This window comes from Neisseria sp. HMSC067G12, assembly GCF_001812725.1.
GTDB lineage: Bacteria > Pseudomonadota > Gammaproteobacteria > Burkholderiales > Neisseriaceae > Neisseria > Neisseria perflava.
This window is the reverse complement of sequence record NZ_KV810182.1, coordinates 150,141-162,967: the sequence shown is the minus strand read 5'-3', so window position 1 is coordinate 162,967 and position 12,827 is coordinate 150,141. Positions and strand designations below refer to the sequence as shown.

15 protein-coding genes are annotated in these 12,827 nt (G+C 50.4%); 5 read left to right on the top strand and 10 right to left on the bottom strand.

Going from position 1 to position 12,827, the window contains the following annotated elements; translation table 11 throughout:
• Positions 1-156 precede the first annotated feature (156 nt).
• Both HMPREF2871_RS00825 and HMPREF2871_RS00820 read left to right on the top strand, forming a co-directional pair.
• On the top strand, positions 157-834 hold the full coding sequence (locus HMPREF2871_RS00825) for an energy-coupling factor ABC transporter permease (protein ID WP_049335881.1): 678 nt from the start codon (positions 157-159) through the stop codon (positions 832-834).
• A gap of 81 nt (positions 835-915) precedes the next feature.
• The gene (locus HMPREF2871_RS00820; RefSeq protein ID WP_003679592.1) at positions 916-1,275 is read left to right on the top strand and encodes a CrcB family protein; all 360 of its coding nucleotides are present in this window, start codon (positions 916-918) and stop codon (positions 1,273-1,275) included.
• A 76-nt stretch (positions 1,276-1,351) separates the two neighbouring features.
• Here the strand turns inward: HMPREF2871_RS00820 and HMPREF2871_RS00815 are convergent, their stop codons facing one another.
• From HMPREF2871_RS00815 to ppx, 5 genes are all read right to left on the bottom strand, one after another.
• A complete protein-coding gene (locus HMPREF2871_RS00815; protein WP_004520782.1) occupies positions 1,352-2,041 on the bottom strand; it encodes a suppressor of fused domain protein in 690 nt (229 codons plus the stop codon).
• Between the two features lie 112 nt (positions 2,042-2,153).
• Positions 2,154-2,780: an NAD(P)H-hydrate epimerase gene (locus HMPREF2871_RS00810; RefSeq protein ID WP_004520781.1), complete on the bottom strand. Its 627-nt coding sequence runs from the start codon at positions 2,778-2,780 to the stop codon at positions 2,154-2,156.
• Positions 2,781-2,802: 22 nt separating this feature from the next.
• Positions 2,803-3,717, bottom strand: a complete 915-nt coding sequence (gene truB / locus HMPREF2871_RS00805) for a tRNA pseudouridine(55) synthase TruB (RefSeq protein WP_004520780.1) — start codon at positions 3,715-3,717, stop codon at positions 2,803-2,805.
• Between the two features lie 69 nt (positions 3,718-3,786).
• Entirely contained in the window at positions 3,787-4,158 is a 372-nt protein-coding gene (gene rbfA, locus HMPREF2871_RS00800; RefSeq protein ID WP_003685554.1) for a 30S ribosome-binding factor RbfA, read from the bottom strand.
• An 87-nt stretch (positions 4,159-4,245) separates the two neighbouring features.
• Positions 4,246-5,754: an exopolyphosphatase gene (gene ppx, locus HMPREF2871_RS00795; protein ID WP_004520779.1), complete on the bottom strand. Its 1,509-nt coding sequence runs from the start codon at positions 5,752-5,754 to the stop codon at positions 4,246-4,248.
• Positions 5,755-5,927: 173 nt separating this feature from the next.
• Between ppx and HMPREF2871_RS00790 the strand changes: the two genes are divergently transcribed.
• The 3 genes from HMPREF2871_RS00790 (at position 5,928) to HMPREF2871_RS00780 (ending at position 8,577) form a co-directional block, all read left to right on the top strand.
• Positions 5,928-6,551 (top strand): lytic transglycosylase domain-containing protein, encoded by a 624-nt coding sequence (locus HMPREF2871_RS00790; protein WP_049335878.1) that lies wholly within the window; start codon positions 5,928-5,930, stop codon positions 6,549-6,551.
• A gap of 114 nt (positions 6,552-6,665) precedes the next feature.
• A complete protein-coding gene (locus HMPREF2871_RS00785; protein ID WP_004520777.1) occupies positions 6,666-8,048 on the top strand; it encodes an MFS transporter in 1,383 nt (460 codons plus the stop codon).
• A 1-nt stretch (position 8,049) separates the two neighbouring features.
• The gene (locus tag HMPREF2871_RS00780; RefSeq protein WP_004520776.1) at positions 8,050-8,577 is read left to right on the top strand and encodes a single-stranded DNA-binding protein; all 528 of its coding nucleotides are present in this window, start codon (positions 8,050-8,052) and stop codon (positions 8,575-8,577) included.
• 73 nt (positions 8,578-8,650) lie between these two features.
• Here the strand turns inward: HMPREF2871_RS00780 and HMPREF2871_RS00775 are convergent, their stop codons facing one another.
• The 5 genes from HMPREF2871_RS00775 to argB all read right to left on the bottom strand — a co-directional run bounded on the left by HMPREF2871_RS00775 (position 8,651) and on the right by argB (position 12,798).
• Entirely contained in the window at positions 8,651-9,358 is a 708-nt protein-coding gene (locus HMPREF2871_RS00775) for an SIMPL domain-containing protein (protein WP_039862478.1), read from the bottom strand.
• Positions 9,359-9,470: 112 nt separating this feature from the next.
• Positions 9,471-9,962 (bottom strand): DUF1841 family protein, encoded by a 492-nt coding sequence (locus tag HMPREF2871_RS00770; RefSeq protein WP_049335876.1) that lies wholly within the window; start codon positions 9,960-9,962, stop codon positions 9,471-9,473.
• A 101-nt stretch (positions 9,963-10,063) separates the two neighbouring features.
• Positions 10,064-10,339 (bottom strand): cell division protein FtsB, encoded by a 276-nt coding sequence (ftsB, locus tag HMPREF2871_RS00765; RefSeq protein ID WP_003679613.1) that lies wholly within the window; start codon positions 10,337-10,339, stop codon positions 10,064-10,066.
• A gap of 23 nt (positions 10,340-10,362) precedes the next feature.
• A complete protein-coding gene (eno, locus tag HMPREF2871_RS00760) occupies positions 10,363-11,649 on the bottom strand; it encodes a phosphopyruvate hydratase (protein WP_004520772.1) in 1,287 nt (428 codons plus the stop codon).
• Between the two features lie 261 nt (positions 11,650-11,910).
• Complete coding sequence (argB, locus tag HMPREF2871_RS00755; RefSeq protein WP_049328699.1) at positions 11,911-12,798, bottom strand: acetylglutamate kinase; 888 nt, start codon at positions 12,796-12,798, stop codon at positions 11,911-11,913.
• Positions 12,799-12,827: the final 29 nt, after the last annotated feature.

The window sequence follows — 12,827 nt, the reverse complement described above, 5'->3', positions numbered from 1 at the left end:
CCCCTTAATTAAACGGCAAAGTCCGTTATTCTAACGCTTTTTTCGGGTAAACAAAACCAGCCGAAACAAGCTTTAACGGCAAAGGCAGACAGGATTGTCAAAGCTATGGCTTGAGACGCGTATAATAGGCCGTCTGAACATTTTGCGGATGAGATGATGATTTTTCAAAACGGATGGTTTCCCGTTGGTGTCGTGATGGCGGCATGGCCTGTGTTGCTGGTGATTTTTGCTTTGTGTGCAAAGCAGGCATGGGTGTCGGTATCGCAGCATCGTTCCGCTTTTTTGGTGGCTGCCGTGATGTTGCCGCTGGCTTGGAGTTTGAATGCCTCCCCGGAAAGCGGACAACTAGCCGGCATGAGCTATCATTTGCTTGCCTTAAACTTGACAGCTTTAATGCTGGGCACTTCTGCCGCTTTCTGCCTTGGCGTATTGCTGTTTTTTCCGTATTTGTGGCTTTGGGGCGATTGGCATATGTTCCCCATCAATGCCTTGTCCGTATTGCTTCCGCCTTTATTGGTGAACTTGGGTTTCCGCCATTGGGTGTCGCGTTTGCCTGCCAATATATTTATCTTTATTTTTCTGAATGGTTTTTGGGCTGCGGCGGTCGGAATGGTGTTTACCGGCGTAATTTTGGTCGGTTTGTTAGACTGGGCGGATGTATTTGATACGACGGTATTATGGAAAACCGCCTTTCCTGTTTTCTTCTTAATCGCTTGGGCAGAGGCATTTTTGAGCGGTATTTCAACAGCTATTTTCATCGCGCTCAAGCCGCAATGGATTTGTACTTTCGATGACGACAGGTATTTGAAATCCGCGCCTAAGATTTGGCAATAAGATATGAAGGCATCCTTGCTGGGTTTTCAGACGGCCTCATGACCGGATGGCCTGTTTTTTGAATTGAATGTTTAACTTGTTATGTTTGCGTATATTTTTCCTATTGTTTGCGGTGCCGCTGTTGGGGCTGTATTGCGTTGGTTGTTTGGCTTAGTGCTGGTGTCTTCTGCGCCTTTTTCTATCGGTACATTGGCGGCAAACTGGCTGGGAGCGCTGCTAATCGGCGTATTGGCAGAACTCTTAACCGATCCGCAATGGCGTTTGCTTTGGATTACCGGCTTTCTCGGCAGCTTGACCACATTTTCAGGTTTTTCAGTGGAGATGGTGGGTTTGATGCAGGCGCAACGTTGGGGCATGGCTTTGATGGCGACCTGTCTGCATGTTTTCGGTTCGTTTGGTTTGACGGCGCTGGGGATTAAATTGGCTCAGATTTGGAAGTAAGTTGCTATTTTTTATTTGAAATATAAACTAAAGGCCGTCTGAAAATTTGTTTTCAGGCGGCCTTTGGCTTTATCAATTAGGGTTGTACATAGCTTTTTGTACGCGCTAAATCGGTAATCAACAGCGGATTGTCTTTGCGCATCATATCGATCAGCTCTTGGCAACGTTTGGTTGTTGGATCTTGCCAGAGCCAGTCAAGCTCGGGCTGGGTAAGGCCGACCATCTGCAGAAATTGAACTTCACCGTTTGGCGTTTTGATAGCGGGCAGCTTGGGGTCTGGTGCGAAGGCTACGCCGACGATGGCGGTTTCTGTATCCATTCGGATAGGGTCGTTAGTTGAAGTAAAGTGATAGGCTTCAAACCAGTTACCACTTTCAAAAACGTAACGGCCAAGATTATTCATTAGATTAATTGCCCAGTAAGGCTCGTGTTTGGTGTTGTAGCCAGAATCCGGATCCTGATCGTAAGGGGGAGTACGGAAGGTAAATTCAAATCCCCATTTACTGTAATCTGCACCGGCAAGTTCTGGATTAAAGTAAAGTTCGCTCATGCCGTAGGAAACAATGTGGCGATGGAAGGTTTGCTCTTCGCAATCATAAATACTACTGCCGTCTAATGGGTCATCACCACCTAGAATGTATTTGATAATAGAGCCGTAATGACGAGGTTTGATATCACCATAAAGTGCTTTAAGCACAGCATCGATGGCTTCCCAGCCGACGGCTTGATCTTCTTTAAAAGTTTGGCGGTATTCTTGTTCGTTCATTATCTGTTTCCGTGTCGTTGATAATTTGGTCGTAAATTAATTGGCGTGTTTCTTTTAGAATGTGTTGTTTCTAAAAATAAAGCGATTTAAATATGACATCTTATTTGCTTTTTTAATCAATGCCAATAGGTAAACAGACGGTTTCTTGACAATAGGTTTTGCCGGATTCGCTTAAATGTGCCGGTTTGTAGGCGGCAAAGGTGTAGGTCAGGTCTGCGCGGAATGTGTCGGGATCGGCTTCGGCGGTGTCGCAGTTGAGGCCGGTGGGGATATCGAGGGCGACCTTCAGGCCGTTTGAATGATTGAGTTGGCTGCAGAGGGCGGCGATTTCGGTTGGAAGTGCGCCACTGAAGCCTGTGCCGAATATGCCTTCGATAATGATGTCGTAACCTTTTTTCAGACGGCCTTCCAGTTCTTGTGCGGATATCAATTCAATATGGGGCAAACCGTTGAGGCGTTCGCGATTGGTTTGAGCTAAAGGGGAGAGGTTTTCTCCGAGTGAAAACAGAATATCGATGTGCCACCCTTGCGCCTGCATATATCTTGCCATGACTAAGCCGTCGCCGCCGTTGTTGCCTTTGCCGCAAACAATCAGGGCGCATCCGGCTTGAGGATGACGCTGCATGAGGTCTCGGGCGGCAGAACTGCCGGCGTTTTCCATTAGTTGGTCGAAGCTTGTGCCTTTATCGACGGCTGCTTGTTCGCGTTCGCGCATTTGGGCGGCGGTATAGACTTTCATGATCGGCTCTCTTTGCAGGAAGTTATTTATCGGCGGTATTCATCAGGCGCAAGGCTTTCAGACGGCCTATTTCTTTTTGATATTCCACCAGTCCGATAAATGCGCCGTCTCGGTTGTATACACGGATGGGCTGTTCGGCGGAAATGTCTTCGGTAAACTGGGGGCGTTGGCCGTGTTTGAGCATGGTAATGGCGTAGTCGTTTAACTCAAGTTTGGGGAAATGTTGCACCAAGACATCGCAAGGCAGCAATAGGGCATCGCGTTCGGCTTCATCCAATTCTGTCAAGGCTTCGAGCGTGTGGCTTTGGGCAATGGTAAAGCCGGCGGTTTCAGTACGGCGCAGGGCGGTCAAGTGGGCGAATGTGCCGATGTGTTTGGCGATGTCTTCGCTGAGTGTGCGGATGTAGGTACCCTTGCTGCAACGTACGTCTATCACGGCTTTAGGTGCATAAAATTCAGTGATATCAATGGAGTAAATGGTGATGTCGCGCGCTTTGCGTTCGATAACGATGCCTTTGCGTGCGTATTCGTATAGCGGTTTGCCTTCGTGCTTGAGGGCGGAAAACATCGGCGGCACTTGGCGGATATCACCCGTTAAGGCTTGGCAGGCCGTCTGAAATTCGGACAATGAAATATCGGCGCGTGCGGTGGCAATGATTTCACCTTCGGCGTCGCCCGTACTGCTGGCTTCGCCCAGTTTCAGAGTGGCCGTATAGGCTTTGTCGGCATCAATCAGATATTGGGCAAACTTGGTCGCTTCACCGAAACAAACAGGTAGAAGCCCTGTAGCCAAAGGATCAAGTACGCCGGTATGCCCGGCTTTTTCGGCACGGAACAAGCGCCGCGCCTTTTGCAGGGCGGTATTGCTGGAAAGGCTTTCAGGTTTGTCGAGGAGAAGAACGCCGTTGACAGGGCGTTTGGTGGGTTTGGCTGTCATATTAAGTTGGGGGAGTGTTAATGTTTAGGCCGTCTGAAAGGGTTCAGACGGCCTGTGTGTTTTAATCAATCAGTCTTCAACCGGTTTTTCCGCCGCTACTTGGTCGATCAGGCTGGAAATACTCATGCCGCGTTCGAGTGATTCGTCGTATTTGAAGTGCAGCTCAGGCGTTTTGAAGAGTTTGATGCGTTTGGCCAATTCGCTGCGCAAATGACCTTTGGCGTGTTCCAAAGCTTCTTCGGTAATGTCGCGTGTGCTGTCGTCGAGGACGGTGTAGAACACGGTTGCGTGGCTGTAATCGCGGGTAACTTCGACTTCGTTGATGGTGATGAAGCCTGCGCGCGGGTCTTTCAGGCCGGTGCGGACGAGTTCGGCAAGCTCGCGCATGATTTGTTCTTTGACACGGTCTTGGCGGGCATAGCCACGTTGGGGTTTTCTCATGGTTTTCCTTGATGTATGGCAGGCTGTCGTTTTCAGACGGCCTGCGGTTTGGATTTTGAACAGCTGCCTATTATAACGGAGCGCGGTTTATTGTGCTTGAACCGAGAAAGGCATATCGATTTTTTGCCATTGCGCGCTTTCGTAGTCCAGCGCATCGGCGATGAGGGGGTGTTGCTCCAGCCATTGGGCGTTGATGCGCAAGATGAAGCTGTGGTTGTTTTCATCGATGCGAAGCTGGGTTTGCGGCGGCAAATCAAGCGGCAGGCGCGAGCGGCAGAAGAGGGCTGCCAGGCGCAGGGACAATACGGCACACCACATGATTTCGTTGTTACCGATAATGTCTGCCATTTTCTTAAGGTCGCCGCGATGGCCGATAACCAGTTGCGCCAAAATGGTTTGCTCTTTGCGTGAGAAGCCCGGCATATCGGCGTTTTCGAGAATGTAGGCGGAGTGTTTGTGATAACCGGTATGGGCAATATCCAAGCCGATTTCATGCAGACGGCCTGCGCGGCTGAGGTATTGGTTCCACAGGGCAAGTTCTTGAACGGTTACGTTTTTGGCGTGGCACAGGCTGTTCATGAAGGCTTGCGCGGTATCGGCAACGCGTTTGGCTTGGTTGAGGCTGACGTGGTAGCGTTTTTGGAACTCCGCCGTTGTCTGTTCGCGCATATCGACATTGAGGCTGCGGCCGATTAAGTCGTAGAACACGCCGTCGCGGAGGGCAGCCTCGGTAACGGTCATTTTGGTCAGCGAAAGCTCTTCAAAAGCGGCCATCATCACGGCCAATCCGCCTGCAAAAACTTCGATTCGTTCGGGTTTGAGGTTTTCAAATTTGGCTTTTTTAACCGAACCGGCTTCGATAATCCTATCGGCAAGATAACGCATGCCTTGGGCGGTAATGTCGGCTTCTTGCGGTAATTCGGCTGCCAAAACGTCGCGTATGGATTTTGCCGAACCGGACGTGCCGATGGCGAAATCCCAACCGGTACGCTTCATCATTTTGCTGATGCGCTGGATTTCGATACGCGCGGCGGAAACGGCAGCTTGGAAATCTTTGGCGGTCACTTTGTTTTGGAAGAAGCGCATGCTGTACGTTACGCAGCCTAAAGGCAGGCTTTCTGTGGTCAGCGGTTGCAAATCCGAGCCGATGACAAATTCGGTCGAGCCGCCGCCAATGTCGATAACCAGCATTTTGTCGCCTTTGGGTGGCAGGGTATGCACTACGCCGGTGTAAATCAGACGCGCTTCTTCACGGCCGGCGATCACTTCGATGGGGAAACCCAGCGCCGCTTCGGCACGAGGCAGGAATTGGGCGATGTTTTTGGCGACGCGGAAAGTATTGGTGGCCACCACGCGCACGTTTTCAGGTTGGAATCCGCGCAGGCGTTCGCCAAATTTTGCCAAGCATTCCAAGGCTTGTTCTTGAGAGGCTTCGCTCAGGTTTTTTTGTTCGTCCAAGCCGGCGGCAAAGCGAACCATTTGTTTGAACGAGTCGATGACTTTCAGCTGGCCGTTGTTGTTTTCACAAATTTGCAGGCGGAAACTGTTGGAACCCAAGTCGACGGAGGCTAAAACGTTGGCGGGAGTGGTGGTCATAAAAAATACCGGTTGATTAGAAAAACCTAAATGTTACTTGAGGCTGTATCACTTGACAATAAAAGGTATACAGCTCTTTGATTCTGCTCATAGATGTATTTTATAATGCTGAATTTAAGCAAGTATATCAAAGGCTGTCTGAACTTTTCAGACGGCCTAAAAAGAGAAAACACATGAAATCGGAAAACCAAGATTCCTTATTTTTATCGCGCCGCCGTTTATTGCAAGTCGGAGGAGCCATGCTTTTGACGCCTACGACTGCATGGGCGGGGGCGCAACGTGAAGAAACACTGGCCGATGATGTGGCTTCCGTGATGCGCAGTTCGATCAATAGCGCCAGCCCTGCGCGGCTGGTGTTTGCCGATTCGAGGGAAGGGGAACGTTGGTTGGCGGCGATGTCTTCCCGATTGGCGCGCTTTATTCCCGATGAGGGCGAGCGCCGCCGTCTGTTGGTCAATATTCAATATGAAAGCAGTCGCGCCGGACTCAACACTCAAGTGATTTTGGGCTTGATTGAAGTGGAAAGCGCGTTTCGCCAATATGCCATCAGCGGCGTGGGTGCACGCGGTTTGATGCAGGTGATGCCGTTTTGGAAAAACTATATCGGCAATCCGTCACACAACCTTTTCGACATCCGCACCAATCTGCGCTACGGCTGTACCATTCTGCGCCATTACAACAATATCGAAAAAGGCAATATTGTCCGCGCTTTGGCAAGGTTTAATGGCAGCTTGGGCAGTAACAAATATCCGAATGCCGTATTGGGCGCGTGGCGGAATAGATGGCAGTGGGGTTGAGCGGCTTACGATTTGCCCCATGCAATTCCTTTGAATCCTGTATAATCAGAAAATCTGTTAATTCACACTTTCAGACGGTCTTTTGCAAACTTAAGGCCGTCTGAAACATTATTTATGGCAAGAGATAACCGCATTCAAATGTTTCCGCACGAATGGCGTGCCAGTACCACACTTTCCGGCGTTTACGCACTGCGTATGTTGGGGATGTTTTTGGTATTGCCCGTTTTGGCGATGTATGCCGCTTCGTTGCCCGGCGCAGAAAACAATAAAGCGCTGGTCGGTATGGCGATGGGTATTTACGGGCTGACACAGGCTTTGCTGCAGCTGCCTTTGGGCATGGCTTCCGATAAGTTCGGCCGTAAAAAAGTGATTTATGCCGGCTTGATTGTGTTTGCGGCGGGTAGTTTTTTGGCCGCAGTTGCCGACAGCCTGCAGATGTTGGTTGCCGCGCGTGCCATTCAAGGTGCGGGTGCCGTCAGTGCGGCGGTAACGGCTTTGCTGGCGGATTTGACCCGTAACGAAGTGCGGACTCGTGCGATGGCGATGATCGGCCTGAGTATCGGCTTGACCTTCTCCGTCAGCCTAGTGCTTGCGCCGATGATTGCCAGCTTTATCGGCGTATCCGGCCTGTTTGCGCTGACCGGTATTCTGACTGTAATCAGTATCGGCGTGGTTGCCTGGATGACCCCTGATCCGGAAGTGTCAAAAATGCACGAAGACACGCAGGCGCAGCCTTCGCGTATGGGCGAGGTATTGAAAAACCGCCAACTGCTCAATCTCGACTTCGGTATTTTTGCCTTGCATGCGGCACAAATGGCTTTATTTACCGCATTGCCGTTTGCCATGACGCAGTTGGGTTTGGAAAAAATCCATCACTGGCAAGTCTATCTGCCGTCAACCATTACCGGCCTGATTATTATGGTGCCGCTGATTATCGTCGGCGAAACGCGTAACAAGCTCAAACAAGTGTTTATCCTTGGTATCATCTGCATTGCTGCGGCACAAATCGGTTTGCTGTTTGGCATGCACTCGGTATGGTTAATTACCGCTTATCTGATTGTTTATTTTATTGGTTTCAATGTATTGGAAGCCAGCCTGCCGTCTATGGTGTCGAAAATCGCTCCGTCCGATTTGAAAGGCACGGCGATGGGCGTGTATAACACCATGCAGTCGGTCGGCTTGTTTGTCGGCGGCGCAACCGGTGGTTTATTGTTCCAAAAATATGGTTTTGCAGGCGTATTTGCCTTTTGTAGCGTACTGATGTTGCTGTGGCTGGTATTGGCAGTCATTTCGCCGGCACCGAAGCCTGTCAAAAACCTCAGCTATCCGCTTAACGCCGAATGGCAACAAAATCCGGATTTGCTCTACCAAAAATTGACCGAAATTGAAGGCGTTGAAAGCATCAGCTTTAGCGCAGACAAGCAAACCATTTATATCAAGGCCTTGCAAAAAGGATTCGACCAAGAGGCCGCCGAAAAAATCATCACAGGAGTGTAAAATGTCATTGAATAAAGTTATCCTCATCGGCCGCCTCGGCCGTGACCCGGAAGTCCGCTATATGCCCAACGGCGAGGCCGTCTGTAACTTCAGCGTTGCCACCAGCGAAACTTGGAACGACCGTAACGGCCAGCGCGTAGAACGTACTGAATGGCACAACATTACCATGTACCGCAAGCTCGCCGAGATCGCCGGTCAATACCTGCGTAAAGGCAGCCAAGTGTACCTGGAAGGCCGTATCCAAAGCCGTAAATACCAAGGCAAAGACGGCATCGAGCGCACCGCTTACGACATTATCGCCAACGAAATGAAAATGCTTGGCGGCCGCAACGACAACAGCGGCGGCGCACCATACGATGACGGCTACAACCAAGGCGCTCATTCAAGCCAAGGCAGTTACCAACAAGCGCCACAACAGCAATACCAATCTGCTCCGGCTCAAGAACCCCCAGCAGCCCCAGCCCGTCGTCCCGCTCCGGCACAACCGACCGCTCCGGTTGATGATATCGACGACGATATTCCATTCTAATCATTGAGTAATATAAAAGGCCGTCTGAAAAATATACTTTCAGACGGCCTTTAAAATGATTTCAAAGAAAATCCTACATTTGCACCGAGCCGTTGACGGTCAGGCTGATCTCTTCCGAACCTGGGGAGGCTGGTACGCCATCTTCTATTCCTGCCGCTACTTCTGCGGCGGGGATTGCACGCAGCATTTTGGCGCGTGCAAAATTGCCGCCGACTTGACGGTTGCCGATGTGACCCAGGTTGAGTTTAACGATTTTGTAGCTGGAGAAGCCGAGTGTTTGGGCGAGGTTTTGGGCGCGATCTTTGAAGCGCAGGATGACGGCCTTGCTCAGTTGGTCGACGGTTTCTTCGCGTTTTTCTTTGGATACGGAAAACGAGGAGCTTTCCAAAATGGCGATATTGATGCTGTCGGCAATCAGGCGGTTGAGTGCTTCAAAGTCTTTGCTTTCTACTTTGAAGTAGGCGTGTTCTTCCCAGCCGGTTTGGGTGCGTTTGCCGTTGGTGTATTGATAGCGCGGGGATGCGTTGCGCTCCATCAGCTCGGCTTTAAGTTTGCTGTTTTGGGAGATTTTGTTGAACTGGTTGAATTTCTTCATGAAAGCTTGGTTGGCGGCTTGACGGTCTTTGCCTTCTGCGTTGATGCTGAAATGCGCGGTCATGGTATCTCGCGGCACTTCCATGTTGGCGGATTCGGAAAATTCAACGATGTTGTAATTGAGGCTTTCTGCTGCAACGGGCAGGGAGACGGCTAGTAGTAGGGCGGTAAGGGCTGGGCGGAGCATTTTGGTTTTCCTTGTAATGCGGATTTCAAAAAAGTAATTTAGCATGAAAGATGGAAATGTTGGCTTTGGCAAGCGTAAGGATTTGTATGGGGTGAAGCCGTCTGAAAAGAAGTTACTTTGTATCCATCAGGCCGACTTCATGGGGATTGAGGCGGGCTTTTTCTTCTTGGCCTAAGCCGACCAATTTCCGTAATCGGGTCATGTAGGCATTGACGTCAAGGCCCCGTCCGTAGCGTTGCGCTTCCCAGATGGTTTCTGCCAAGGCTTCCATCATATCGTGTTCGGCTTTGACCCAGTCGCCGTTGTAACGGGCGCAAAGTTGGTGGTGGATGGCACGGATGCCCGGGGGCTGGTCGATGGCGCTTTGCTCTTGCAGGGAAAGGTGTAGCGACATATGCAGGAATGGGTTGCTTTCGCCGTCTTCGGGCAGCCATTCTTTATCTAAATATTGTTCGATGTCTTCGAGATAGTGTCCGTATTCGGGATGGGCTTCGATAATGCGCAATGCTTTTTGTTGCAGGCCGTCCAATTGGAGCGGTGCGAGTCTGTGTTGCCAGACGTGGGCAAAGAATCGGCGGACATCGTGGGTGTTTACGTCATACATGATGAGTGTGATTTGATTTTGGGATATGTGATTATATAGCGATTGCGATGAAAAAGGCCGTCTGAAAAATATGTTTTCAGACGGCCTTTGTTTTGCAGGGTTTAGCGGCGGTCGATGATTCGGTAATACACTTCGCCGTCTTGGACATAGCCCAATTCGACGCGGGCAATTTCGGCGATGGCCTCTTGTCCGTGTGCCAAGTCTTCAACTTCCGCATTGAGGAAATTGTTGCGCAAAGTGAGCGTTTGGTTTTTTTCCTCCTGACGGACGAGCTGCTCCTGCAATTCTTCCGTATGCCCGACGCTGCCTTTACCAAACCAAAGGCTGTACTGACAGCACAAAAGTGCGAAGGTTAAAACAAAAGTCACCCACTTCATACAATCAATATCCTATATTCTGCTTATTTGCCCAATTGGTAGAATGCGGCTTTGCCAGGGTAGTAAGCGGCTTCGGCCAATTCTTCTTCGATGCGCAACAATTGGTTATATTTCGCCATGCGGTCAGAACGGGACAGGGAGCCGGTTTTGATTTGCATACAGTTGGTAGCAACTGCCAAGTCGGCAATGGTGCTGTCTTCGGTTTCACCGGAACGGTGGCTCATTACGCTGGTGTAGCGGTTGCGTTTGGCCAAGTCAACGGCTTTCAGGGTTTCGCTCAATGTACCGATTTGGTTGACTTTGACCAGCAATGCGTTTGCCACGCCTTTTTCGATGCCTTCAGCCAAGATTTTTGGATTGGTTACGAACAAGTCGTCGCCGACCAATTGAACTTTGCCGCCCAATTTTTCGGTCAGCAGTTTCCAGCCTTCCCAGTCGTTTTCGTCCATACCGTCTTCGATGGAAACAATTGGGAATTCGTTAACCAGGCCTTCCAAGTATTCGGCAAATTCTGCGCTGGTGTAAGAGCGGCCTTCGGCTTCCAAGTGGTATTTGCCGTCTTTGTAGAACTCGCTGGATGCGCAGTCCAGGGCGAACAATACGTCTTCGCCTGCTTTGTAGCCTGCGGCTTCGGTTGCTTCTACGATCAGTTGCAGGGCTTCTTTGTGGCTGTTCAGGTTAGGTGCGAAACCGCCTTCGTCGCCCACGGTAGTTGGGAAGCCTTTGGCATCACACAGTTTTTTCAGTGCGTGGAAAATTTCGGCGCCGCAACGCAGAGCTTCGCGGAAAGATTTTGCGCCGACAGGCATGATCATGAATTCTTGGATGTTCAGGCTGTTGTTGGCATGTTCGCCGCCGTTGATTACGTTCATCATCGGAACAGGCAGAGCCATTGGGCCTGCGCCGCCCAAGTAACGGTACAGCGGCAGGCCTGAATCTTCAGCGGCTGCGCGTGCTACGGCCATGGAAACGGCCAAAGTGGCGTTGGCACCTAAGTTGCCTTTGTTTTCAGTACCGTCCAATTCGATCATGATTTGGTCGATATAAGATTGTTCGTTGGCATCGATACCGATGAGGGCTTGCGCGATTTGGTTATTGACGTGGTCAACGGCTTTCAATACGCCTTTGCCCAAGTAACGGGATTTGTCGCCGTCACGCAGTTCCAAAGCTTCTTTTTGGCCGGTTGATGCGCCGCTTGGTACGGCTGCGCGTCCCATAACGCCGGATTCCAACAATACGTCACACTCTACAGTAGGGTTGCCGCGAGAGTCTAAGATTTCGCGTGCAAAAATATCAACGATTGCGCTCATGAATATCTCCAAATAGGATGGTAAAAGAAAAGTAGCTTTGTTACGCTTCAGACGGCCTTGAGGATGATTGCCAAAGTCTGATGAATGCAGACATTATACCGTCTTTGCCAGGTATGGCATCGGAGTCAGTATGAAACCGACTGTAAGTTTGTTTCACGTCAATATCGCTCAAACAAACATAAGCCGTATAGTGTAACATTTTTTACCCTTTTTAGGGTGAAAAGCTGATTAAATAAGGCATAAGGCCGTCTGAAAACCAGATTAGCCCTCGCCCAAAATCATCGAGCCTACACCGTCATCGGTCAGCACTTCCAAGAGCAGGGCGTTGGGAACGCGGCCGTCTATGATATGCGTAGCTTTGACGCCGCTTTTGGCGGCTTCGACGGCAGAGGCAATTTTAGGCAGCATGCCGCCGTACAGCGTACCGTCTTCAATCAGTTCGTCAATGCGGCTTGGCGTCAGGGTAGTCAATAATTTGCCTTCTTTATCCAGTACGCCGGGGATATTGGTCATCATCAGCAGTTTTTCGGCTTGAAGTTTTTCCGCCAGTTTACCGGCAACCAAGTCGGCATTGATGTTGAACGCTTCGCCGTTTTGGCCTACGCCGATGGGTGCAATGACAGGAATGCAGCCGCGCTCAACCAAGCCTTCCACCAAACGGGTATCGATGTCGGCCACTGTGCCGACTTGGCCGATGTCCACGCCTTTTTGTTCAGGCGTGTCGATCAGGAGTTTTTCCGCTTTGATGAAGTGGTTGTCCCGGCCGGTAATGCCGACGGCGCGACCGCCGAAGGTGGTAATCATGGAAACGATTTCTTTATTGACGTGTCCGCCCAAAACCATTTCCACGATGTCCATGGTTTCGCTGTCGGTCACGCGCATGCCTTGAACAAATTCTCCTTTTTTGCCGACTTTTTCCAACATCTCATTGATTTGCGGGCCGCCGCCATGAACGATAACGGGATGCAGACCGATCAGTTTGAGCAGGACGACATCGCGTGCGAAACCTTCTTTTAAAGCAGGTTCGGTCATGGCGTTGCCGCCGTATTTGATGACGATGATAGAGCCGGAAAAACGGCGGATATAAGGTAAAGATTCGGCAAGGACGCGCGCCTTGATGGCAGGGGAGACAGATTGTTGCTGGGTCATGGTTTCAACCTTGTTTCATGATTTCGGCC